At 64.7% G+C, this 23,436-nt stretch carries 24 protein-coding genes and 1 other RNA gene; 17 read left to right on the forward strand and 8 right to left on the reverse strand.

Annotated elements, in window-relative coordinates; translation table 11 throughout:
• Nucleotides 1–168: 168 nt before the first annotated feature.
• The 3 genes from ssrA to IB235_RS01675 all read left to right on the forward strand — a co-directional run bounded on the left by ssrA (nucleotide 169) and on the right by IB235_RS01675 (nucleotide 2,815).
• Nucleotides 169–522: a transfer-messenger RNA gene (gene ssrA, locus IB235_RS01665) on the forward strand.
• A 67-nt stretch (nucleotides 523–589) separates the two neighbouring features.
• Complete coding sequence (locus IB235_RS01670) at nucleotides 590–1,861, forward strand: glutamate-5-semialdehyde dehydrogenase (protein WP_192335071.1); 1,272 nt, start codon at nucleotides 590–592, stop codon at nucleotides 1,859–1,861.
• A 9-nt stretch (nucleotides 1,862–1,870) separates the two neighbouring features.
• A complete protein-coding gene (locus IB235_RS01675) occupies nucleotides 1,871–2,815 on the forward strand; it encodes a hypothetical protein (protein ID WP_192335074.1) in 945 nt (314 codons plus the stop codon).
• Here the strand turns inward: IB235_RS01675 and IB235_RS01680 are convergent.
• The gene (locus IB235_RS01680; protein ID WP_192335077.1) at nucleotides 2,812–3,468 is read right to left on the reverse strand and encodes a histidine phosphotransferase family protein; all 657 of its coding nucleotides are present in this window, start codon (nucleotides 3,466–3,468) and stop codon (nucleotides 2,812–2,814) included. The genes IB235_RS01675 and IB235_RS01680 overlap by 4 nt on opposite strands.
• A 42-nt stretch (nucleotides 3,469–3,510) precedes the next feature.
• Between IB235_RS01680 and IB235_RS01685 the strand changes: the two genes are divergently transcribed.
• From IB235_RS01685 to IB235_RS01695, 3 genes are all read left to right on the forward strand, one after another.
• Nucleotides 3,511–3,687 carry a DUF3553 domain-containing protein gene (locus tag IB235_RS01685; protein WP_155037881.1) on the forward strand — a complete coding sequence of 59 codons (177 nt, stop codon included), beginning with the start codon at nucleotides 3,511–3,513 and terminating at the stop codon, nucleotides 3,685–3,687.
• A 145-nt stretch (nucleotides 3,688–3,832) separates the two neighbouring features.
• A complete protein-coding gene (locus IB235_RS01690; protein ID WP_192335901.1) occupies nucleotides 3,833–4,615 on the forward strand; it encodes a GNAT family N-acetyltransferase in 783 nt (260 codons plus the stop codon).
• Nucleotides 4,612–5,466 carry a 1-acyl-sn-glycerol-3-phosphate acyltransferase gene (locus IB235_RS01695; protein WP_155037882.1) on the forward strand — a complete coding sequence of 285 codons (855 nt, stop codon included), beginning with the start codon at nucleotides 4,612–4,614 and terminating at the stop codon, nucleotides 5,464–5,466. Before IB235_RS01690 ends, IB235_RS01695 begins: the two co-directional genes overlap by 4 nt.
• Before the next feature lie 21 nt (nucleotides 5,467–5,487).
• Here IB235_RS01695 and IB235_RS01700 read toward each other — a convergent pair whose 3' ends face one another.
• From IB235_RS01700 to ubiE, 4 genes are all read right to left on the reverse strand, one after another.
• On the reverse strand, nucleotides 5,488–7,266 hold the full coding sequence (locus IB235_RS01700; protein ID WP_192335080.1) for an SLC13 family permease: 1,779 nt from the start codon (nucleotides 7,264–7,266) through the stop codon (nucleotides 5,488–5,490).
• 100 nt (nucleotides 7,267–7,366) lie between these two features.
• Entirely contained in the window at nucleotides 7,367–8,197 is an 831-nt protein-coding gene (locus IB235_RS01705) for a TIGR00282 family metallophosphoesterase (RefSeq protein WP_192335083.1), read from the reverse strand.
• A gap of 51 nt (nucleotides 8,198–8,248) precedes the next feature.
• Nucleotides 8,249–9,787: a 2-polyprenylphenol 6-hydroxylase gene (ubiB, locus tag IB235_RS01710; RefSeq protein ID WP_192335086.1), complete on the reverse strand. Its 1,539-nt coding sequence runs from the start codon at nucleotides 9,785–9,787 to the stop codon at nucleotides 8,249–8,251.
• A gap of 3 nt (nucleotides 9,788–9,790) precedes the next feature.
• Nucleotides 9,791–10,543, reverse strand: coding sequence for a bifunctional demethylmenaquinone methyltransferase/2-methoxy-6-polyprenyl-1,4-benzoquinol methylase UbiE (gene ubiE, locus IB235_RS01715; RefSeq protein WP_192335089.1), 753 nt, complete (start codon nucleotides 10,541–10,543; stop codon nucleotides 9,791–9,793).
• 76 nt (nucleotides 10,544–10,619) lie between these two features.
• Between ubiE and mutM the strand changes: the two genes are divergently transcribed.
• The 6 genes from mutM (at nucleotide 10,620) to recF (ending at nucleotide 16,969) form a co-directional block, all read left to right on the forward strand.
• Complete coding sequence (gene mutM / locus IB235_RS01720) at nucleotides 10,620–11,465, forward strand: bifunctional DNA-formamidopyrimidine glycosylase/DNA-(apurinic or apyrimidinic site) lyase (RefSeq protein WP_155037887.1); 846 nt, start codon at nucleotides 10,620–10,622, stop codon at nucleotides 11,463–11,465.
• Nucleotides 11,466–11,594: 129 nt separating this feature from the next.
• On the forward strand, nucleotides 11,595–12,371 hold the full coding sequence (locus IB235_RS01725) for an enoyl-CoA hydratase (protein WP_192335092.1): 777 nt from the start codon (nucleotides 11,595–11,597) through the stop codon (nucleotides 12,369–12,371).
• 153 nt (nucleotides 12,372–12,524) lie between these two features.
• A complete protein-coding gene (gene rpsT, locus IB235_RS01730; protein WP_155037889.1) occupies nucleotides 12,525–12,791 on the forward strand; it encodes a 30S ribosomal protein S20 in 267 nt (88 codons plus the stop codon).
• 509 nt (nucleotides 12,792–13,300) lie between these two features.
• The gene (gene dnaA, locus IB235_RS01735) at nucleotides 13,301–14,677 is read left to right on the forward strand and encodes a chromosomal replication initiator protein DnaA (RefSeq protein ID WP_225612018.1); all 1,377 of its coding nucleotides are present in this window, start codon (nucleotides 13,301–13,303) and stop codon (nucleotides 14,675–14,677) included.
• 106 nt (nucleotides 14,678–14,783) lie between these two features.
• A complete protein-coding gene (gene dnaN, locus IB235_RS01740) occupies nucleotides 14,784–15,902 on the forward strand; it encodes a DNA polymerase III subunit beta (RefSeq protein ID WP_192335098.1) in 1,119 nt (372 codons plus the stop codon).
• Nucleotides 15,899–16,969, forward strand: coding sequence for a DNA replication/repair protein RecF (gene recF, locus IB235_RS01745; RefSeq protein ID WP_192335101.1), 1,071 nt, complete (start codon nucleotides 15,899–15,901; stop codon nucleotides 16,967–16,969). Before dnaN ends, recF begins: the two co-directional genes overlap by 4 nt.
• Here the strand turns inward: recF and IB235_RS01750 are convergent.
• A complete protein-coding gene (locus IB235_RS01750) occupies nucleotides 16,966–18,741 on the reverse strand; it encodes an adenine deaminase (RefSeq protein ID WP_192335104.1) in 1,776 nt (591 codons plus the stop codon). The genes recF and IB235_RS01750 overlap by 4 nt on opposite strands.
• Nucleotides 18,742–18,804: 63 nt before the next feature.
• Here IB235_RS01750 and recO point away from each other — a divergent pair, with 63 nt between their 5' ends.
• A complete protein-coding gene (recO, locus tag IB235_RS01755) occupies nucleotides 18,805–19,518 on the forward strand; it encodes a DNA repair protein RecO (protein WP_192335902.1) in 714 nt (237 codons plus the stop codon).
• On the opposite strand, the gene IB235_RS01760 is transcribed toward recO, so the two are convergent.
• Together IB235_RS01760 and IB235_RS01765 are read right to left on the reverse strand one after the other, a co-directional pair.
• Nucleotides 19,515–19,931 (reverse strand): META domain-containing protein, encoded by a 417-nt coding sequence (locus IB235_RS01760; RefSeq protein ID WP_155037893.1) that lies wholly within the window; start codon nucleotides 19,929–19,931, stop codon nucleotides 19,515–19,517. The two genes, recO and IB235_RS01760, sit on opposite strands and share 4 nt — an antisense overlap.
• 3 nt (nucleotides 19,932–19,934) lie before the next feature.
• On the reverse strand, nucleotides 19,935–20,360 hold the full coding sequence (locus IB235_RS01765) for an META domain-containing protein (protein ID WP_192335107.1): 426 nt from the start codon (nucleotides 20,358–20,360) through the stop codon (nucleotides 19,935–19,937).
• 174 nt (nucleotides 20,361–20,534) lie between these two features.
• Here IB235_RS01765 and IB235_RS01770 point away from each other — a divergent pair, with 174 nt between their 5' ends.
• Genes IB235_RS01770 through IB235_RS01785 form a run of 4 tightly spaced genes read left to right on the forward strand, consistent with a single transcriptional unit; the run spans nucleotide 20,535 to nucleotide 23,413 of the window.
• A complete protein-coding gene (locus IB235_RS01770; RefSeq protein ID WP_192335110.1) occupies nucleotides 20,535–21,308 on the forward strand; it encodes a sulfite exporter TauE/SafE family protein in 774 nt (257 codons plus the stop codon).
• Between the two features lie 27 nt (nucleotides 21,309–21,335).
• Entirely contained in the window at nucleotides 21,336–22,484 is a 1,149-nt protein-coding gene (gene dapE / locus IB235_RS01775) for a succinyl-diaminopimelate desuccinylase (protein WP_192335113.1), read from the forward strand.
• On the forward strand, nucleotides 22,481–22,897 hold the full coding sequence (locus IB235_RS01780) for a GNAT family N-acetyltransferase (RefSeq protein ID WP_192335116.1): 417 nt from the start codon (nucleotides 22,481–22,483) through the stop codon (nucleotides 22,895–22,897). Before dapE ends, IB235_RS01780 begins: the two co-directional genes overlap by 4 nt.
• Nucleotides 22,898–23,413 carry a hypothetical protein gene (locus IB235_RS01785; protein ID WP_192335119.1) on the forward strand — a complete coding sequence of 172 codons (516 nt, stop codon included), beginning with the start codon at nucleotides 22,898–22,900 and terminating at the stop codon, nucleotides 23,411–23,413. It begins immediately after the preceding gene.
• The last annotated feature ends 23 nt before the right edge of the window (nucleotides 23,414–23,436 follow it).

The following is a 23,436-nucleotide window of genomic DNA, read 5'->3' on the forward strand; positions in this document are numbered from 1 at the left end:
CGCCCCGCCTTTGTGCGGGGCGTTTCGCTTTTGCCAGCCTTGCAATGGGTATTTGTGAAACGGTGAAGCCGTCAGGTCCCGCGCCGCCCCTTGGTGTTTCTTCGTTTGAGAAATACCCCAAGGGGTGAATTGGACCGCTTGCGGGCCAAGAGGGGAACAGCGTTCCCCTCCCTTGCGGCTGGCACGGCCCCCGCCTATATTGCCCCTGTTCGGGTTCGCCCGGACTATGGACATAAACGCGCAGGTAATAAGCGGATCGGACCCGGGGGCGGTACCCGGCGACTCCACCAAACTCCCTCGTTGGGGGCACTTGGGGTCGAAACAGGATCGACGAACGTCTAAAGCTGTTTGCTTTGTCTCGGTGAGCTACCACCGTTATCGGTGCAAATTGTACAGTTGCCAACGACAACCGTGCTCCGGTCGCTCTGGCTGCGTAAGCAGTTCGAGTTACCGAAACTTAAGCCCTTGCGCCTAGCAGCGTAAGGCGGGGCCCGCAGGAGCCTGGCAACAGAATCCTGCACCTTCCCCTTTCCTTCTGGTTTTTCGCCCATCCCCGGCCTATTTCAGGGCCAAGCTAGGGGGAACCGCGATGAAAGACCTGACCCAGACCGATGCCGATGCGCTGATCGCCAAGCTTGGCACCGCCGCGCGCGAAGCCGCGCTGGCCTTGGCCGAGGCTTCGGCCGAGCGCAAGCATGCCGCGCTGATCGGGGCTGCGGATGCCATCATCGCCTCGGAGCAGGCCATTCTGGACGCCAATGTGCTGGACATGGATTTCGCGGCAGAAAAGGGTCTTAGCCCCTCGATGCTGGATCGGCTGAAGCTGGACTCGTCGCGCATCCGCGCCATGGCTGATGGCTTGCGCGCAGTCGCGGCCCAGCCCGATCCGGTCGGTCGGATTCTGGCCGAATGGGACCGTCCGAACGGGCTGCATATCCAGCGCGTAGCGACGCCCTTGGGCGTCATCGGCGTGATCTATGAAAGCCGACCGAACGTCACCGCCGACGCCGCAGCGCTTGCGCTGAAGTCCGGCAATGCGGTGATCCTGCGCGGCGGCTCGGAAAGCCTGAACAGTTCCGAGGCGATCCATCAGGCGCTGGCCACCGGTCTGCGTCAGGCCGGACTGCCCGAGGCCTCGATCCAGCTTGTCCCCACCCGCGACCGCGAGGCCGTCGCCGCCCTGCTACGCGCCCAAGGGCTGATCGACGTGATCGTGCCGCGCGGCGGCAAGGGGCTGGTCGGATTGGTCCAGCGCGAGGCCCGCGTCCCCGTCTTTGCTCATCTTGAAGGTATCTGCCACGTCTATGCCGATGGCGACGCCGATCTGGAGAAAGCCCGCCGCGTGGTCCTGAACGCCAAGACCCGGCGCACCGGCATCTGCGGCTCGGCAGAATGCCTGCTGATCGACCGGAAATTCTATGCGCAGCACGGCGCGGTTCTGGTGCAGGATCTGCTGGATGCGGGCGTCGAGGTGCGGGCCGAGGGCGAGTTGGCCGAGATCCCCGGTACTGTCCCTGCCCAACCCACGGATTTCGGGCAGGAGTTCCTGGACATGATCATCGCGGCTAAGCTGGTCGATGGTGTCGATGAGGCGATTGCCCATATCCGCCGTTATGGCTCGGGCCATACGGAATCGATCCTGACCGAGAGTGACGCCACCGCCGCGCGCTTCTTCAAGTCGCTCGACAGCGCGATCCTGATGCGCAACGCCTCGACCCAATTCGCCGATGGTGGCGAATTCGGGATGGGCGCGGAAATCGGCATCGCCACCGGCAAGATGCATGCCCGCGGGCCGGTCGGGGCCGAGCAGCTGACCAGCTTCAAGTATCTGGTGACTGGCGACGGCGCGATCCGCAGCTGAGGCCGTCGCTTGCACCTGCCCCAGACCCTTCATGACGACTCGCACCACCGGGCAACCCTGTTCGCGGCACCCGGTGGCAGTCGCCGGGCGGTGATCTGCTTTGAGGCCGGGCGCGATATCATGGACGGTTTTGTACCGACCGCCTGTCCGGGTTTCGCGGTTCGGGCGGGGATCGATGCGATCATGGTGCAATCGGCGCGCCGCGACTGGTTTCTGTCCAAGGGCAGCGACCATCTGGCCAAGGCGCTCAGCGCGGCGACCGCTGCCTATGACGAGGTCACTGCCACCGGATTCTCAATGGGCGGCTATGGCGCGCTGCTGTATTCGCGGGCGGCGCGGGTCAGTCGGGCGCTGCTGGTTTCTCCGCAATATTCGATCGATCCCCGGATTGCGCCCTACGATCCCGACCGACACGACAAGTTCCGCCGCATTGGTCAGGACATGCCGCGCCCCGAGGAATGGGGCGATACCGATCTGCGCGGCGTGCTGATCTATGACCCTTCGATTTCCGCCGACCGGCAACATGCCGCCCGGATCACCCACGTTTTTCCCCGGCTGCGGCTGCTGGCCTTGCCCTATGGTGGCCATCCGGCCACCAGCGTGCTGGGTGAAAAAGGTCAGGTTGGCAAGGTCTCGATCATGCTGGTCGAGGGGCGGCTGCGGCTGAAGGAAATCCGGCGCAGGCATCGGATGGCACGGCGGGAATCGCCGCGCTATCACCTGCATCTGGCACGGGCCGCCGTGGCCCGACACCCTGACCGCGCCCGGCAAGAGCTGCTGGCGCTGGCCCAGAACGGAAGCGATCATGTGCGCTTCGAGGCCGGGTTGGCGCTGCTGCCACTGGATCGGGCCCCAGCCATGAAGGCGCTGAACAATCTGTTCGACGGCCTGCCCGACATCCCCGCCTCATGGGCGCGCAGGCTGCAGGCCGCGCTGGATGACGGCACCTTCTAGAAGGAAATCTCGCCCCCGGCGGCGTCCAGTTCCCAACCCAGTTGTCGACCCTCGCTTGCAGCAAAGCTGGCGAGCATGGCGAAATGCACCTCGGAGGGCGACGGATCGGGTCGCGCAACCGATCCTTGCGGGTCAAGCCATGACCACAGCGCCGGGTCGGGTTTGGTGCGGCTGGCCTCGGCCACCAGCCGCCAACCGCTGGCCCCGCGACAGACCAGAACGCTGCCACCCCAGGGCAGCGCCGTTTCCAGGCACATCAGCGACAGCAGGATCAGCCGAGCCTCGGATCGCGCCAGGTCGCCCTCGGCCTCGATCCGGACGCGCAGCCGCCCGCATTTCTCGAAATCGCCAAGGATCGCGGATAGTTCACCCAAACCGACCCGCTGATCCGCAGAGCCGTGGCCAAAGGCCATGCGGAACCAGCGAATGCGCGCGCGGGACGCCTGAACGCTTTCCGCCATCAGCTGAAATTCGGGACTATTGGCAATGCCCCGGAACTCGCCCGACATCTGCAGCAGTTCAAGCCCGTTGCCGATCGCACCCAAGGGCGAGATCAGGTCATGGCACAGCCGCGCGCTGACCAGCGCCGCCAAACGCTCGGGCGAGAGCGGTTCTTGGGAAGTTGAGGTTCTGCCGATTGTCAGATCGTCCATCGAGGTCTAGCCTTGGCTGCGCCGCTGGAAAGGTCGCGACATATGAATGAGATTCTCGAACCCGGTATGATCGTCCGCCATCCCGGCGCCCCGGAATGGGGGCTGGGACAGGTCCAATCCCGCATCGGCGACCGCATCACGGTCAATTTTGCCAATGCGGGCAAGCAGGTGCTGGACGGACGCCATGTCGACCTGCAATTGGTCACGGAACACTCCTGAGTTATTAGACAAACATTAATACAACCTATGATAGAGTCAACCGACCCGAACTCCGCCGCGCCCGGCCCATCCGGCCTTGTTGCAATGCCCCGAACCTGTGCCTAGTTACGGAACCAGAGAAATGGATCAGGTTCCGCGCCCGACAATGACCCCCGACAGCACCTATCTTGAGACCCGCCTTGCCACGGATCAGGCGGATCTGCTGTCAGCCCAACGCCTACGCTACCGTGTCTTTGTCGAGGAACTGGGCGGAGACGGCGCGCTGGTCGATCATCAGAACCGGCTGGAGCGCGATGAGTTCGACGAGGTCGTCGATCATCTGGTTCTGGTCGATACCCGCCGCCCGACCGCTGATCTGGACCATGTCGTCGGGGCCTATCGTTTGCTGCCGGGTGAACGTGCCTCCGGCTTTGGCCGCTTCTATTGCGATGCCGAATATGATCTGGACCCGCTGCGCCGCTCGGATCGGTCGCTGCTGGAGCTGGGGCGGTCCTGCGTCGATCCGGCATTTCGTGGCGGCGCGGGGATGTTCCTGCTGTGGAACGCGCTGGCCGATTACGTGCTGGAGCGCGAGATCCAGTTGCTGTTCGGCGTGGCATCCTTTCATGGCACGGATGTGGACGCGCTGGCGCAGCCTTTGTCTTGGCTGCATCACCACCATCTTGCGGCACCCGCACTGCGACCTGTGGCGCGTGCACCGGGTCATCACCGGATGGACCTGATCGCCCCGGACGCTCTGGACCGGCGCGCGGCAATGACCGGGATGCCACCCTTGATCAAGGCCTATCTGCGGCTGGGTGGCACGATTGGCGAAGGCGCCTTCGTGGACCACGACTTCAATACCACCGACGTGTTCCTGCTGGTCGATACGGCGGCCATGTCGGCCAAGCACAAGAAATTCTATGAGGCACGTTGGCAGGCACAATGAGCGAGGCGATTGGTGAACCCGGCGGCGCGTCCCGCCACGCATGGCATGGCGATGATCCTGCACCGGCGCTGCCCCGACCCAGCATCTTGGGTTGGTTCCTTGTGGCCACGCGTGGCTTCGGCATCATCTCGGTCCTGCTGATCGGCGTCCTGCTGATCCTGCCGCTGCGCGGGATTGAGCGGCTGTTTTCCGGCCCCCGCCGCCCGATCACCGGGCCGTGGGTGCAGGGCGTCTGCCGGATGTGCGTATGGATCATGGGCATGAAATGGCGGCGCGAGGGCGAACCCATGCGCGGCCCCGGCGCGGTGGTCGCGAACCATTCCGGTTGGCTGGACATCCTTGTGCTGAACGCGGCAATGCCCGTGTTCTTCGTCTCCAAGGCCGAGGTCGCGGGCTGGCCCGGCATCAATATCCTGACGCGCGTGACCGATACCCATTTCGTCACCCGAGATCCGCGGCTGGCCCGGGCGCAGGCACAGGAATTCGCCGCGCGCACCCGTGCGGGCCACCGCCTGCTGTTCTTTCCCGAAGGAACCAGCACCGACGGTCGCCGCGTCCTGCCCTTCAAGCCGACGCTGTTTCAGGGCTTCCTTGACCCGGCCCTGCCCGAGGATCTGGCGATCCAGCCGATGACCGCGGTTTATAGCGCGCCGCGGGACCGCGACCCGCGCTTCTATGGCTGGTTCGCGAATATGGGTCTGGCTCCGCATCTGCTGGCGGTTCTGGCCCAGCCGCGTCAGGGCAGCGTCACCGTCCGGTTGCTGGAACCGATCCCGGTCCGGGGCGAGAACCGCAAGACCCTGTCCCTAAAGGCCGAAACGGCCATCCGCGAAGGCTTTGAGCGCGGCTGAAACCGCCGCGCCCGTCACTTCTTACAGCGGCCAGATCAGCGGGATGGTCAGGCAGGCGACAATGCCGGTGATGATGTCCAAGGGAATGCCGACGCGCATGAAGTCGCTGAACTTGTAGCCGCCGGGGCCGTAGACCATCATATGGGTCTGGTAGCCGATGGGCGTTGCAAAGGCGACCGTGGCCGAGAACATGACTGCCACCACATAGGGCCGCGGATCATGGCCCAAAGACTGCGCCAGCGCGATTGCAATGGGGGTCAGCAGCACGGCGACGGCGTTGTTCGACAGGATCTCGGTCATGATCAGACCAAGGAAATAGACGCAGATCAGCGTGGCAAAGGCCGGCAGCCCCTGCATCCACGGCGCGACATTATCGACGATCAGGTTGACCGTGCCGGTATGTTCCAGCGCCTCGCCCACCGCCAGCATGGCAAAGATCATCGCCAGCAAACGGCCATCGACGAAAGAAAACGCCTCTTCGGCATCGACGCAGCGGGTGACAAGGATCACCGCCGCCGCAATGAAGGCCAGCGCCTGAATGGGTGCGACATCCAGCGCGGCCAAGACCACCACGGACAGCAGCGCGATGATCGCGATGGGCGCGCGGTCGCGGCGATAGGCGCGCGTCGAGGGGCGCGAGACATCGACCAGTTCCATATCGACGGCCAGACGGGCGATATCCTCGGGCGCGCCTTCCAGCAGCAGCGTGTCACCGACGCGCACGACCAGATCGTCCAGCTGGCGACCGATATTCTGGCTGCGGCGGTGGGCGGCCAGAACATAAACGCCGTAGCGGCGGCGCAGGCGCATGTCGCCCAGACGCCGACCGATCAGCCGCGCACCGGGCGAGATCAGCACCTCGACCGTCTCGGTGGCGACCGAGCTGAGCTTGTCGACCATCTGCAGGTTCTTGTTGGCCTGCATTTCCAGCAGATAGGCCATCTCGGTACGCAGAACGACGCGGTCGCCCGGCTCCAGCACGACTTCGGCCAGATTGCGGCGCAATGAGGCATCGCCGCGCAGCACATCGACCAGCCGCACGGCCTCGCGCTTGAACAGCGGGACCTCGGTGACGTTCTGGCCGACCAGAGTGGAATCCTCGGGGATGGCCACTTCGGTAAAGTATTTCATCTCGCGCGGGGTGCCGAGGAAACCGGCCAGCGAAGTGCGATCGGGCAGCAGCTTGCGCCCGATCAGCGCGAAATAGATGATGCCCGCGACGGTGACGGCAGCGCCGACCGGGGCGATTTCAAAGATGCTGAAATGCGCCAGCCCCGCTTCACGCGCGACGCCATCGACCAGCAGGTTCGTGGATGTGCCGATCAGCGACAGCATACCGCCAAGGATGGTGAAATAGCTAAGCGGCATCAGCAGTTTCGACGGCGATACCCCGATGCGCAGCGCCAGCTGGATGAAGATCGGGATCATCACCGCCACGACCGGCGTGTTGTTCATGATCGCCGAGGAAAGGATCACGAAACCGAACAGCGCGCAGACGGTCAGGACGGGCCGGTCTGTGGCATGTGCGGACACCGCCCGCGACATCATCTCAAGCGCGCCGGTGCGCAGCAGACCACCCATGATCAGGAACATGAAGGCGATGGTCCAAGGTGCCGCGTTCGACAAGACGCTGGCCGCGTCTTTGACGGGCAGCAATCCCAGCAGCATCATCACCGCAGCCGAGCCGATGGCCACGACCTCGGGCGGGTGTTTCTCGCGGATGAACTGGATGAAGGTGATGGCGACGATCACAAGCATAGCAATCGCCGCGTTGGTTCCGGTCAGTTCGAAGCCGAGCATCAGGTCCCTGTCGCATGCGCCGATAAAACACGGCTGTTTCGATGGGTTTTAGAATTTTTTTCTAATCGGTCGCAAGTAAAAGCGCCCCCGCACCGGGTTTTCAACCTGCGGTAGGCGCAGCACCATGGGTTTGTGCCAGTTTTCCGCCCTGCCGGACGGCCTCGATCGCGGTGGCCTTGCCGGTGCGATCATCGGTGGTGACAAGGACGCCGGACAACGTGGCCTCGCCCTCGGCAGGGGTGAAACGTTCGGACACCATGCCGGTCAGGAAGCGGCGCAGCGGCTCGGCCTTATCCATGCCGATGACGCTGTCGTAGTCGCCGCACATGCCTGCATCGGACTGATAGCCGGTGCCACGCGCCATGATCATCGTGTCGGCGGTGGGCACATGGGTATGGGTGCCGACAACCAGACTGGCACGCCCGTCGCACCAATGGCCGATGGCCATCTTCTCGCTGGTGGCTTCGGCATGGATGTCGACGACCGAGGCCTGCACCAGCCCACCCAGCGGATGCGTGCGCAGCACCGTGTCGATGGCCGAGAACGGATCGTCGAAGGGCCGCTTCATGAAGACCTGACCCAGGATCTGCGCGACCAGGATCTTGCGCCCACGCGTCGCCTCGAACACCCGCGCGCCCTTGCCCGGCGCGACCTTGGAATAGTTCAGCGGGCGGATGATGCGCGGCTCGGACTCGATATAGGTCAGCATTTCCTTCTGGTCGAAGGCATGGTCGCCCAGCGTGATGCAATCCGCCCCGGAATCGAGGATCAGCTTGGCGTGACCACCGGTCAGCCCCATCCCCCCCGAGGCGTTTTCCCCGTTCACGATGGTGAAATCCGCCCCAAGCCGCTGTTTCAGCGGTTGAAGCCCTTCGGCAATCGCGCGACGGCCTGAACGGCCCATCACGTCCCCAAGATACAGAATTCGCATCCTTGCGGATTAGGGCAATCTGCCCCCGCCCTCAAGAGCCGAGGAGCCGCGTCAACCCAGCCATGCACCAAAGAAGACCGAGGCCAGCGCCACGACGGCACCGATGGCGATTCCGCCTAGAAGACCGGCACGGCTTTCGCGCGGATGGGGCGCCGCATCAGAGTCGCGCAGCATCTCGGGCATGCGGCGTTCCAGAAATTCCGGCAGCAGCGGCGCGAATCGCGCCAGAACCTGCGCCGAGCGACCCAGATCGCGCGCGGCGGCCTTTGGCCCCAGATTGTCGCGGATATAGCTTTCGACGACGGGCCGGGCGACTTCCCAGATATTGATCTGCGGATCGATCGAACGGGACACGCCCTCGACCACGACCATGGTGCGTTGCAGCAGGATCAGTTCGGTCCGGGTGCGCATCCCGAAACGCTCGGTCACCTCGAACAGATAGGCCAGCAGATTCGCCATCGAGATCTGGCTGGCATCCGCGCCAAAGATCGGCTCGCCCACCGCACGCAGCGCGCGGGCGAATTCGGTCATGTCGCGGTCGCGGGGCACATAGCCCGCCTCGAAATGAACGCGGGCGACGCGCATGTAGTCGCGCCGAATGAAGCCCATCAGGATCTCGGCATAGACGCGACGGGTATATTCGTCGATCTCGCCCATGATGCCGAAATCATAGATGACGATATCGCCGTTCGGCGCGACCTTCAGGTTGCCCTGATGCATGTCGGCGTGAAAATAGCCGTCGCGCAGGGCGTGCTGCAGAAACAGCTGCAGGACTCGCGCACCGACCAAAGGCATGTCCTGCCCCTCGGCCTTCAGGCGGGCCACGTCGCCCATCGGGATGCCCTCGGCCCAGTCGCTGGTCAGAACGCGGCGCGCGGTCAGGTGCCAATGCGGATGCGGCACGCGCATGCCCTGATCCTCGCGGGTGTTTTCCGCGAACTCTGATGCGGCAGCCGCCTCTCGCCGCAGGTCCAGCTCGCCCATGACCACGGTTTCGAAATGCGTGACCACGTCGCGCGGACGCAGGCGGCGCGTCGCGGGCGAGATCAGTTCGATCATCGAGGCGGCAAAATGGAAGGCGTCGATATCGCGGCGGAACCCGGCCTCGACCGAGGGCCGCAGCACCTTGACCGCGACCTCGCGGCCATTGTCGGCGCGGCGGGCGCGATGGACCTGCGCGATGGATGCCGCGGCGACGGGTTCGGAAAACTCGCTGAACAGGACATCGACCGGCTGCCCCAGCGCATCCGAGACGATACGGACGGCCTGTTCCTGCGGGAAGGGCGGCAGGCGGTCCTGCAGCATCGACAGTTGCTCGGCCAGTTCGGGGCCTACGACATCGGGCCGGGTCGACAAAATTTGGCCGAATTTGATATAGGCCGGACCCAAAGCGGTGATGGCACGGGTGATCGGCGGCAGGTTCGGATCGCCCTTGTAGCCCAGCCATGCAAAGGGCCAGCCCAGAACATGCGCGGCCAACCGCACCCGTGCCGGAGCGTTCACCGCATCCAGCACCGCGCGCATCGCGCCCGTGCGTTCGAAAGTGGCGCCGGTGCGGATCAGGCGCCAGATATTATGAGGGCCGCGCATGGATCAGACCTTCCAGCCGGAATGCAGCGCGGCGATCCCCATGGACAGGTTGCGATATTGCACGCGGCCAAAGCCCGCATGGCGGATCATCGTCGCGAAGCTCTCCTGATCGGGGAACTTGCGGATCGATTCGACCAGATACTGGTAGCTGTCGCGGTCATTGGCGACGATCTCGCCCATTTTCGGAATGACGTTGAAGCTGTAGCGGTCGTAAAGCCATTGCAGCATCGGGACCGGGATCTGGCTGAATTCCAGCACCATCAGCCGCCCGCCGGACTTCAGCACGCGGCGCGCCTCGGCCAAGGCATCGGGAATGCGGGTGACGTTGCGGATGCCGAAGCTGATCGTGTAGCGGTCGAAGCTTTCATCGGCAAAGGGCAGCTTCATGGCATCGCCGGTGACCCATGCAAGGCGGTCGGCCAGACGGCTTGCCTCGGCGCGCTTGCGGCCCTCGACCAGCATGGATTCGGTCATGTCGCAGACGGTGACCCGCGCCCCCGAGGCGCGCTGCAGGAAGCGGAAGGCCACGTCGCCGGTACCGCCCGCCACATCCAGAAGGTGCTGGCCGTCGCGCGGCGCCAGCCAATCCATCATCGCGGTCTTCCAGACGCGGTGGATGCCCACGCTCATCAGGTCGTTCATCACGTCATAGCGCGAGGCCACACGAGAGAACACGCCATGCACCAGCCCTGCCTTTTCCTCTTCCGCCACGGTGCGGAAGCCGAAATGGGTTTCTTTGCGCTGGTCATCGGTCATCATGCTTGTCCATTCGTCGTTTCGCGCCCAGATAGGCCGGACGCGCGCCGCGCACCATGCGACGAATGGAACGGAAATGCCAGAACTGCCTGAGGTCGAAACCGTCCGCCGGGGACTTCTTCCCCATCTTGAAGGCCACATTATCACCCGTGCCGAGGCCCGCCGCCCCGACCTGCGCTGGCCCCTGCCGCCCGATCTGGTGCAGGTGGTGACCGGCGCGCGGGTGACCGGTCTGCGGCGTCGGTCGAAATACATTCTGGTCGACTTGCAGGATCGCGGCAGCATCCTGCTGCATCTGGGCATGTCGGGCCGGATGCTGATCGAAGGCGCGATCCAAGGCGATTTCCATCGCGACCCGGCAATCCTGCCGCGCCATGACCATGTCGTCTTCTGGAACGACGAGGGCACGCAGATCACTTTCAACGACGCCCGGCGATTCGGCATGGTCGATCTGGTCGCGCCGGGGGCCGAACATCCGATGCTGGCCCATCTGGGCCCCGAGCCGCTGTCGGATGACTTCACCCCGCCCCTGCTGATCGCGACGCTGTCCGGGCGCAAAGCCCCGATCAAGGCAGCGCTGCTGGATCAGCGGATCGTCGCGGGACTGGGCAATATCTATGTCTCCGAGGCGCTGCACCGCGCAGGGATCGATCCGCGCAGTCAGGCCGGGCAGATCCCGGCGGCGCGGATGGAGGCCTTGGTTGGCCATATTAAGGAAGTGCTGGTCGAGGCCATCGCCGCGGGCGGGTCTTCGCTGCGCGACCATCGGCAGGCCACCGGTGAGCTGGGATATTTCCAGCATTCCTTCCGTGTCTATGGCCGCGAGGGCGGGCCATGCCCGACGCCGGGGTGCGCCGGAACAGTCCAGCGGATCGTGCAATCCGGGCGGTCGAGCTTTTTCTGCCCGATTTGTCAGAAGTGAAGCAGCGCTTTGGCGCAGCTGCCTCTGGCAGGGGTATTTCGGAAACAGCGAAGGGCGCCGGGTGCTAGCCAGATGCCCGCGGCTTTGTTACGAGTCGCGACCAGCTTCAATTCGAAAGGCTAGGTTTGAATGGCTTACCAGACCCTCTCCGTCGAGATCGACGACTATGTTGCGCTGATCCGGCTGAACCGGCCAGAGGCGCTGAATGCCCTGAACTCTCAGCTGCTCGAGGAACTGGGCGATGCCCTGACCGATGCCGACCGCAATGAGAAGGTGCGCTGCATCGTCCTGACCGGCAGCGAGAAGGCATTCGCCGCCGGGGCCGACATCAAGGAGATGTCCACGAAAAGCTACGTCGATGTCTATACCGAGGATCTGTTCGGAGCCGGCATCGACCGCATCACCGCCACCCGCAAGCCGATCATCGCCGCCGTGTCCGGCTATGCGCTGGGTGGTGGCTGCGAGCTGGCTATGGCCTGCGATTTCATCATCTGCGCCGACAATGCGAAATTCGGTCAGCCCGAGATCAATCTGGGCGTCATCGCCGGAATCGGCGGCACCCAGCGCCTGACCCGCTTTGTCGGCAAGTCGAAGGCGATGGAGATGCACCTGACCGGCCGCTTCATGGACGCCGCCGAGGCCGAGCGTTCGGGCCTGGTCAGTCGGGTCGTACCCGCGCCCAAGCTGATCGCCGAGGCTCTGGCCACCGCCAAGAAGATCGCCGAGAAATCCCAGATCGCCGTCATCGCCGCCAAGGAAGCCGTCAACCGCGCCTATGAGACCACGATGCGCGAGGGGCTGCTGTTCGAGCGCCGCACCTTCCAGGCGCTGTTCGCGACCGAGGATCAAAAGGAAGGCATGGCCGCTTTCCTTGAAAAGCGCGAGCCGCAGTTCCGCGACCGCTGATTTGCGCTTGGCAATGTCCGGAGACCCCTATATAGGGCCGGACTTACATGCGCGTGGGCCCGCTTAAGGCAAGAATCATGACCGTCCCTTCAAGGACGGTGCCATGGGGCTTTTGCGCGATCGAGATTTGAAACACGAGACAGGACCGCACCCATGGCCAACACGCCCCAGTCGAAGAAGCGCGCTCGCCAGATCGAGCGCCAGACCGAAGTCAACAAAGCACGCCGCTCGCGCATCCGTACCTTCCTGCGCAAGGTCGAAGAAGCCATCGCCTCGGGCGATGCTGCTGCTGCACGTCTTGCCCTGCAAGCTGCTCAACCCGAGCTGATGCGCGGCGTGACCAAGGGCGTCGTTCACAAGAACACCGCCTCGCGTAAAGTTTCGCGTCTGGCATCGCGCGTGAAAGCCCTGACGGCCTGATAAGGCTGCGGCATTTACGCAACTACCAGTAGAATTGGCTGGGGCGCGCTCCTTCAGGGCGTGCCCTTTTCCATTAAACCTGATGGGCCAATTCATTGAAAAAAATAGGCTTTCGCGCCGTCACAGGACTGTCACCCGCTCGTGAGATTCGAGAGGTAAACTGTTCTGTCAAGCGCGAAGATCGGTTGTCGGCAGAGCATCCTTCTTGCTAGCTTCGGTCCAGCGATTCACATCGCACCTGGGGGACAAGCCCCGTGGACCGGCACTGCCGCCGGAATACGGGCAGGAAGCTTGATCGGGGGACGATCAGCGACCATGACACATGTCAGCGGGCAATTTGCCCGTTGCGAGTCATATACGGAGGCAAAGCCGCAGGACGGCTTGCACGTCGCTTTGGCGGCGGGTGGTCCTGTTGTCTTGTCTTTGTGTCCAGCCGGGTACCGATGCCGAATCAACTGCCGCCGGGGCGAACCCGTCGGAACATGGGCAAAGAAACGGACTTGGGCGAGATGGACAAGATTTGGGGGCAGGCACGTGAGGAATTACAGAAAATCGTCGGTGCCGACAGTTTCGCGACCTGGATCGAACCGCTACGCCTGAGTGGCGTGAACGAGGGCACCGCGGTCATCCTGTGCCCGACGCGTTTCCTGTCGGACTGGGTGTCGCGCCATTACAGCGACGACATCCTGAAGGTGCTCGACCGGATCGAAGGGCCTGTGCATCGCATCTCGTTCGAGACGCGCAGCCAGACCAGCCGTCAGGTCGCCGCGGCCAACTCCGAGCCCAAGCGCCCCGCCCCGCGCGCCGCCGCCACCGCCACCGCCACCGCCACCGCCACCGATGATGAGCTGACCGCACCGCTGGACCAACGCTTCACCTTCGACAACTTCGTCGTTGGCAAGCCCAATGAGCTGGCCCATGCCGCCGCGCGCCGCGTGGCCGAAGGCGGCCCGGTGACCTTCAACCCGCTGTTCCTTTACGGCGGCGTCGGTCTGGGCAAGACCCACCTGATGCATGCGATGGCGCGCGAGATTCAGGCCCGCCAGCCCGAAGCCAAGGTGCTGTACCTGTCGGCCGAGCAGTTCATGTATCGCTTCGTGCAAGCACTGCGCGACCGCACCGTCATGGACTTCAAGGAACTGTTCCGCACCGTCTCGGTCCTGATGGTCGATGACGTGCAGTTCATCGCTGGCAAGGATTCCACGCAGGAAGAATTCTTCCATACTTTCAATACCTTGGTCGATCAGGGTAAGCAGATCATCATCTCGGCCGACCGTGCGCCGGGCGAAATCAAGGACATGGAAGAGCGCATCAAGTCGCGCCTGCAATGCGGCCTTGTCGTCGACCTGCACCCGACCGATTACGAGCTGCGGCTGGGCATCCTGCAATCCAAGACCGACACCTTCCGCACCCAGTATCCCGGCCTGCAACTGGCACCGGGCGTGCTGGAATTCCTGGCCCATCGCATCACCTCGAACGTACGCGTGCTGGAAGGCGCGCTGCAGCGGCTGTTCGCCTTCGCCAGCCTCATGGGCCGCGAGATCACGCTGGACATGACCCAGGAATGTCTGGCCGACATCCTGCGCGCCAATGACCGCAAGGTCTCGATCGAGGAAATCCAGCGCAAGGTGGCCGAGCATTACAACATCCGCCTGTCGGACATGATCGGGCCGAAGCGGGTGCGCACCGTCGCCCGTCCGCGCCAGATCGCAATGTATCTGGCCAAGCAGATGACCTCGCGTTCGCTGCCCGAGATCGGGCGGCGTTTCGGCGGCCGTGATCACACCACGATCATGCATGGCGTGCGCAAGATCGAAGAGCTGCGCTCGGCCGATCGCAGCCTCGCTGAGGACATCGATCTTTTGCGTCGTCTTCTGGAGGCCTGAACGCTTCGATCCGCTTGACCAGCCGGGCAAATCTGCGAAATTGCCCGGCACCGGGTTGGGCCTTATAGTCGGCCTTCCCGCCGCCAGAATGACATAAGGACCGACCATGAAATTTGCTATCGAACGTGCCGATCTGGTGAAGGCAGTTTCTCAGGCCCAGTCCGTTGTCGAGCGGCGGAACACCATCCCAATTCTGGCCAACGTCCTGATCGAAACGACGCCGAATGGCGTCAGCTTCCGCGCCACCGATCTGGATACCGAAATCGTCTACCTGACCAATGCACAGGTCGAGCGCCCCGGTGCGACGACGGTTTCGGCCAGCATGCTCAATGACATCGCCCGCAAGCTGCCCGACGGGGCGCTGGTGCAACTGGATCTGGAACCGGCCTCGGGTCGGCTGTCGGTTCAGGCCGGGCGGTCCAGCTTCAACCTCGCGACGCTTCCGCGCGAGGATTTCCCGGTCATGTCCTCGTCGGAATATTCGGCGAATTTCTCGGCCCCGGCCTCGGTCCTGCGTCGGCTGTTCGACAAGTCGAAATTCGCCATCTCGAACGAGGAAACCCGTTACTACCTGAACGGCGTCTATATGCATGTGGCGCAGGCCGAGGACGGCCCGTCCCTGCGCTGCGTGGCGACCGACGGCCACCGCCTGGCCCGGATCGATGCCACCCTGCCCGCAGGCGCGGCTGAAATGCCCGGCGTCATCGTGCCGCGCAAGACCGTGACCGAGCTGCGCAAGCTGCTGGACGACGACTCGACCGAGATCGCCGTGTCGGTCAGCGAAACCAAGATCCGCTTTGCCACGCCGACGATCACTCTGACCTCGAAGGTCATCGACGGGACCTTCCCGGACTACAGCCGCGTCATCCCCTCGGGCAATACCCGCAAGCTGGAAGTGGACGCCGGCGATTTCGCCAAGGCCGTGGACCGCGTCGCCACCGTCAGCAGCGAGCGTTCGCGCGCCGTCAAGCTGTCGCTGGATGAGGATCGTCTGGTCCTGTCGGTGAACGCCCCCGATGCTGGTGCGGCCGAAGAGGAACTGCCCGTGGCCTATGCCGACGAGCCGCTGGAAATCGGCTTCAACGCCAAATACCTGCACGAAATCGCGGGCCAGATCGACCGTGAGAATGCCGTCTTCCTGTTCAACGGCTCGGGCGATGCGGCGCTGATCCGCGAGGGTGGCGACACCACCGCCGTTTATGTCGTCATGCCGATGCGCGTGTGACGCTCACACGCCTGCATCTGACCCAGTTCCGCAGCTGGGCACGTCTTGAAATCGAACCAGACCAACGGCCCGTGGCAATCCACGGGCCGAATGGCGCTGGCAAGACCAATATCCTTGAAGCGATTTCCATGCTCTCGCCCGGTCGCGGGATGCGGGGCGCGGCTCCCTCCGATCAGGCAAGGCGTGGCCCGGATGTTGGCTGGCAGATCCGCGCCCTGATCGACGACAGGCAGGTGGCGACGCGCGCCCTGCCCGCCCAGCCGCGCGAGGTCATGATCGACGATAAGCCCGCGACGCAGGTGGCCTTGGGTAGCCTGATGCGGGTGATCTGGCTGACCCCCGCCATGGACCGGATCTGGACCGACGCCCCCGAGGCCCGCCGCCGCTTCCTTGACCGCATTACCCTTAGCTTCACCCCCGGCCATGCCGAGGATGCCTTGGGCTATGACAAGGCCATGCGGGAAAGGAACCGGTTGCTCAAGGATGAGGTGCGTGACGCCGGCTGGTATCGCGCGCTGGAGGCGCAGATGGCCGATATGGGCGCGGCACTGACCCGCAACCGGCTGGACGCCATCGCCCGGATCATGGCGGCGCAGGACGGAGCCGAGACCGCCTTTCCCGCCGCGATCCTGACCCTGCTGCCCGGCGAGGGCGCGGCGGATGACCCTGACCCCGACAGCATCGCCGCCCGTCTGGCCGAGGGCCGTTCGCGCGACATGGCCGCCGGACGCACGCTGTCCGGCCCGCATCGCGCCGATCTGGGCGCGCATTGGGGGCCGCAGTCGATGCCTGCCGCTTTGTCCTCGACCGGCGAACAAAAGGCGCTGCTGCTGTCGCTGATCCTTGCCAATGCCCGCGCGCTGGCCGGGGAATCTCCGGTCCTGCTGCTGGATGAGGTGGCGGCGCATCTGGATGCCCAGCGCCGCGCCGCGCTGCATGACGAAATCTGCGCGCTGAATGCGCAGTGCTTCCTGACCGGCACCGGCCCCGACCTGTTCGACACGCTTCGGGACCGGGCACAATTCCTGAGCGTCGCCCGCGACGGCGACGCCTCAATGCTAGTTTAGACGATCAGGTCGACCAGCTCGAAGCTGCGCACGTCGACAATGCCCAGATCCGAAATCCGCAGTTCCGGGATCACCACCAGCGCCAGCAGCGAGTGCTGCATATAGGCGTTGTTCAGGTTGCAGCCGCAATCCTGCATCGCCTTGACGATAGCCTGCGCCGCCTCGGCCACCTCGGTCGCGGGCAGGTCGGACATCAGCCCGGCAATCGGCAAGGCGACCGTTGCCAGTTCCTCGCCATCACGAAAGACGGTGACGCCACCGCCGACCACGCCCAGATGGTTCGCCGCCGCCGCCATGGTGGCGCGATCGGTGCCAACGACGATCATGTGGTGGCTGTCATGCGCGACCGTGGACGCGACCGCGACCCGGCCCTGATAGCCAAAACCTGACACAAACCCATTGACCACGCCGCCCGTGCCGCGATGGCGTTCGACCAGCGCAATCTGGCAGACATCGCCCGCGCCCTCGATCACGCCGTCGCGGATCGGCAAGTCAGCCTCAAGTGCCTTGGTCGGGGCCTGATTTTCGACGACGCCAATGACGCGGACGCGGGCCTGATCGCCCTGCGCGCGGGCCTCGAAATCTTCCGCCGCCAGTTCCTTGCCCAAACGGACCGAGTTCCGCGCCCGCTCGGGCCAGTCGATGCGGGGGCAGTCGACCAGCAACCGGCCGCCCTCGGCCACCAACTGCCCTTGCGCGATCACCACCTCGATTGGCAGCGCGCGCAGGTCCGAGGTCAGGATCACATCCGCCCGACGGCCCGGCGTGATCGAGCCCAGCTCGCGTTCCTGCCCGAAATGGCTGGCGGCGTTGATCGTCGCCATCTGGATCGCGATCAGCGGGTCGCAGCCGCATGCAATCGCGTGACGCACGACGCGGTTCATATGGCCCTCATGGACCAAAGTGCCGGAATGGCTGTCATCGGTGCACAGGATGAAGAAGCGCGGATCAAGGCCCTTCTGGGTGATCGCGGTGATCTGGGTTTCCACGTCATACCAAGCCGAACCCAGCCGCATCATGCAGCCCATGCCCTGACGGACGCGGGCAATGCCCTGCGCCTCACTGGTGGTTTCGTGGTCATCCGCTGCACCGCCCGCGACATAGGCGTGGAAGGGACGACCCAGATCAGGGCTGGCGTAATGGCCGCCGACGGTCTTGCCCGCCGCGCGGGTCGCGGCAATCTCGCCCAGCATCTGCGGATCACCGGCAGCAACGCCGGGGAAATTCATCATCTCGCCCAGACCGATGATGCCGTCCCAGCCCATGGCTTGGGCCACTTCACCTTCGGTGATGGGCGCGCCGGTGGTTTCCAGACCGGGGGCCGAGGGTGCGCAACTGGGCATCTGGGTGAACATGCTGATCGGTTGCAGCAACGATTCATCCCGCATCATCCGCACACCGTCCAAACCCAGCACATTCGCGATCTCATGCGGGTCGTGGAAGATCGTCGTCGTGCCATGCGGGATCACCGCACCCGCGAAACCGGCAGGGGTCAGCATCCCCGATTCGACATGCATATGCGCGTCGATCAGGCCGGGAACCATGTAGCGGCCATTCGCCTCGATCACCTGCGTCTGCGGCCCGATGGACGGCGCCGCATCCGGCCCGACATAGGCGACGCGCCCATCCGCCACGGCAACATCCATGCCCGGAATCGTCTCGCGGGTATGGACATTGACCCAGACCCCGCCCCGGATGACCAGATCCGCATGGGCCCGACCCGCCGCCACTTCGACCAGCCGCGCCTGAGCCTCGATCCAGGGTTTCAACATAATACTCTCCTTGTTCGTTCTGCCCAATTTGCGGCAGGGTGGCGGCGAAGGAAAGGCGTGACGATGGAATGGCAGGGCGAGGCCAGCGTGATGACGCTGCGGAGGCATGGCGAGAATGCCGTGATCCTGACGGTGCTGTCACGCGATCAGGGCCTTGTCACCGGCATCGTGCCCGGCGGGGCCAGCGCGCGCCGCGCCGCCATCCTGCAACCCGGCAACCGCCTCAGCCTGCGTTGGCGCGCGCGGGTCGAGGATCAACTGGGCACCTTCACCGTTGAACCCGCCCGCGCCCGGCCCGGCCTGCTGTCTGCGGGCAACGCTTTGGCCGGGGTCAATGCGGTGACCTCGCTTCTGGTCTATGCCCTGCCCGAACGCGATCCGCATCCGCGCCTGACTGACCTGACGGAAGCGCTTCTGGATCTGATGGATGAGGGCGGCGACTGGGGCACGGCCTATCTGCAATGGGAAATGCGGCTGCTCGACGATCTGGGCTTTGGCCTCGACCTGTCCAGTTGCGCGGTGACCGGCACGCGCCATGGGCTGGCCTATGTCAGCCCGCGATCCGGCCGGGCGGTCAGTGCGGCTGCTGCAGGGGAATGGGCCCCGAAGCTGCTGCCCTTGCCCGCCTGTCTGGGCGGGCAAGGCAATGGTGGCTTGGCCGAGGCGTTGGCGCTGACCGGGTTCTTCCTTGAGACCCGGCTGGCCGAGTCCCATGCTGGCAAGCCCCTGCCCGCCGCAAGGGCGCGGCTGGTCACCCGGCTGGCCGAGCCGGGTTAAGGCGCGGTCTTGGCGACGGGACGCCAGCGGATCGTGACCTCGGGTCCGGTCATCACCAGATCCTCGCCCACGAATTTCGCATGGCGGACGGCACCAAGGGCGGCCAGAAACTCGGCCTCGCCCCCTTCCACCAGACAGGCCCGGCGGGTGGTGGCAAGGTTTTCGTAAAGCAGTTCCGGCAGCGTGGCGCGATTCGGGCCGGTATAGCGATTGCACGGACCCTGCCCGGAAATCGCGCCATCCGGGGCCAGCCGGGCGGTGGCCGTGCCGGTGATCGTCTTGCCCTCGATCTCGATCAGCTCATAATCGCCGGTGACCTCGCGGGTCTCGGCGCGGGCGGCGACAAGGAAAGTCCCAACCATGGCCAACGCAAGGCAGCCACAGGCAAGGACAAGGGCAAGACGACGCAGCATGGCTTATTTTTCCTTCCGGTAGCCGGGCTCAAAGGTCAGGTAGGTCGGGCCGGTGATCTTCAGCACGCCACCGGTATAGGTGATGCCGTCAGCCTGACGCAGCGCCGCGAAATAGCGCGATTCGAGCGCGCCGGCATTGCCACCACAGCCTGCGCCGCTGGTCTTGATCTCACCCAGTTTGAAGCCCGGAGGCTCGGCCGTCTGCGCCGCCGCATAATGGTTGCAGGGTGCCTGACCCGAGACCGAGCCATCGGATTCGATGGTCAGGCCGACATTGCGCTGCGGCACGGTCTCGTCGGCAATGCCGACCAGAACATAGGGACCGGTGGGGACATTGCTTCCAGGACCACCGCCCCCGGTGGTCGGTTCGCAGGCAGCAAGCGTGGTCAGTGAGGCCGCTGCGGCGGCAAGAATGGCAATACGGCTCATGGGCAGCTCCGTTTTGAATGTTTCCTCCATAATGCCTGAACAGGTGAAACTGTCCAGCATCGGGGGATTTTTCCTGACAGGACAGTCACCTGTATGCAATGGCCTTGCCGCGACATATGCGCGCGGCACGCCTTTCCGTTGCATCCCGCTGACGGGCGGTTATGGCTGTCGCCCATGTTCGGACTTGACCCCACACTTTTTTGGATCGCCATCGCGGTCACCCTGTTTTCCGCCTTTGTCAAAGGCGCGATCGGTTTTGCCATGCCGATGATCATGATGTCGGCGCTGGGATCGTTCCTGACCGCGCAGCAGGCGCTGGCGGCGTTGATCCTGCCGGTGCTGGTTACCAATATCCGGCAGGCGCTGCGCCAAGGCATTGGCCCCGCCTGGCAGACCACCCGCGACTATCGCTGGCATATCGCCATGGTCGCGCTGTTCATCCCGATCAGCGCGGTCTTTGCCACCCGTGTCCCGCAATGGGTGATGTATGCGCTGCTGGGCGCGCCGATCACACTGTTCGCGTTCTGGCAACTGGCCGGGCGCAGCCTTGTGATCCCGATCCACCATCGTCGCCGGGTCGAGATCGTCACCGGCATCATCGGCGGGCTTTACGGTGGCATCTCGGGGATCTGGGGACCGCCGCTGATCGTCTATCTGCTGTCGATCGGCGCCCCCAAGGACGAACAGATGCGCGCGCAGGGCGTGGTGTTCTTTATGGGCGCAGTGGTGCTGACGGCGGCGCATCTGCATTCGGGCGTGCTGAACGCCCAGACCCTGCCATTGTCCGCGATCATGGTGATACCCGCACTGATCGGCATGGGGCTGGGCTATCTGGCACATGACCGGTTGGACCTGCAGCAATTCCGGCGCTGGACTCTGGTGCTGCTGGTGCTGACCGGGCTGAACCTTGTGCGCAGGGCGCTGGAATTGCTGGGCCGACCGGTGTAACCGGGCGCCCGAAGACAGGAGACGACAATGACCTCTTTTCCGGACCCGGCCGATCTGACGGCCCGCCTGATCCGCTGCCCCTCGGTCACCCCCGAGGAGGGCGGCGCGCTGGTCCTGCTGGCCGAGGCGCTGACCGAGGCCGGTTTCGAATGCCACCGCGTTGACCGGGGTGGCGTGCCGAACCTTTTCGCACGCTGGGGCGCCAAGGGCGCCGCCAAGACCTTTGGCTTCAACGGCCACACCGATGTGGTCCCGCCCGGCGACATGTCCAGTTGGACCCATCCGCCCTTCTCGGGTCATGAGGAAGACGGCTGGATCTGGGGCCGGGGCGCGACCGACATGAAATCCGGCGTCGCGGCCTTTGCCGCCGCCGCCATCGCCTTTACCCGCGAGACTCCGCCCGATGGCGCGATCATCCTGACCATCACCGGCGACGAAGAAGGCCCCGGCAAGGACGGCACCACGGCGCTGCTGGACTGGATGGGGACGCAGGGCGAACAGATGGATGTCTGCATCGTCGGCGAGCCCTCGAACCCCGACCGCATGGGCGAGATGATCAAGATCGGCCGTCGCGGCTCGATGACGCTGAACATCAACGCCAAGGGTAAGCAGGGCCATGCCGCCTATCCGCATCGCGCCAAGAACCCGCTGCACGCGCTGGTGCGCCTGCTGAACGAACTGACCGCCGAGCCGCTGGATCACGGGACCGAGCATTTCGACCCGTCCGGCCTGCAGATCACCACCGTCGATTGCGGCAACCCGGCCTCGAACGTGATCCCGGAAAAGGCCCGCGCCACGATCAATATCCGCTTCAACGACGCCCATGCCTCGCACACGCTGGACCGGATGATCCGCGACAAGGCGGCGGGCATCGAGGCCGAGACCGGCGTGACCTTCGCGATCGAGACCGATGTCTCGGGCGAAAGCTTCCTGACCCGCCCCGGCCCCTTCGTCGAAATGGTGCGCGACATCGTGCGTGATGAGACCGGGCTGGACCCGGTGCTGTCGACCTCGGGCGGGACGTCGGACGCGCGTTTCGTCAAGGATCACTGCCCGGTCCTTGAATTCGGTCTTGTCGGCCATTTCATGCATCAGGTGGATGAGCGCGTCCCGGCCGATCAGGTCCGGCAACTCTCGCGCATCTATCGCCGCATTCTGGAGCGTTACTTCGCATGATCGAAAAGACCGACGACCTTGAGACCTGCCGCGCCATCCGCCGCGAGGTCTTCGTGATCGAGCAATTGGTCCCCGAGGCCGAGGAATGGGACGGCAAGGACGGCGAGGCGATCCACCTGATCGCCCGCGACGATCAGCGCGCGGCCATCGGCACGGCGCGCATCCTGCTGATCGGCGACACCGGCAAGATCGGCCGCGTCGCCGTGCTGAAATCGGCACGCGGCACCGGCACGGGCGCGGCGCTGATCCTTGCGGCGCTGGACGAATTGCGTGCCCTGCCCGGCATCACCCGGGCCAAGCTGGGCGCACAGACCCATGCCATCGGCTTCTATGAAAAGCTGGGCTTCACCGCCTACGGCCCCGAATATGACGATGCGGGCATCCCCCATCGCGACATGTCACGGGAGCTGTGATTGATCCGGCCCGAGCTTGCCGCCACCCTGCGCCCCTGGGCCGAGACGCTCTCGGCCCTTGTGCTGGTCGCGTTCGGGCTGTGGGTCATCTGGCTGGGGGGCTGGATCTACCAGCCCCTTGGCAGCGTCATTGCCATCATCGCGGGTATCTGGGCGCTGGATGCACGCCGCAGGATGCGTTTCCGCAGCAAGGCCACCGCGCCCGGCGTCGTCGAGCTGGATGAGGGGGCGATCCGCTACCTTGCCCCCGACCGCGTGCTGGGCGGAGAGATTGCCCTGCGCGATCTGGCCGAAATCCGACTGCTGCGGCTGAACAATCGCCTGCATTGGCGGCTGAAAAGCCTTGATGGTCAGGCACTTCTGATTCCCGTCGATGCCGCGGGGGCCGAACTTCTGGCCAGCGCATTCGCCTCGCTTCCGGGGCTGAACATGGGCCGGATTTCCGCGGCACTTGCGGGCGAAGGGCCAACGATTCAAACCCTTTGGACGAGGTCGGATCGCGCCCGCTTGACTTGACGCGCCGCTCTTGCCACCTGTGG

It is taken from the genome of Paracoccus sp. PAR01, assembly GCF_014851995.1.
GTDB lineage: Bacteria > Pseudomonadota > Alphaproteobacteria > Rhodobacterales > Rhodobacteraceae > Paracoccus > Paracoccus litorisediminis.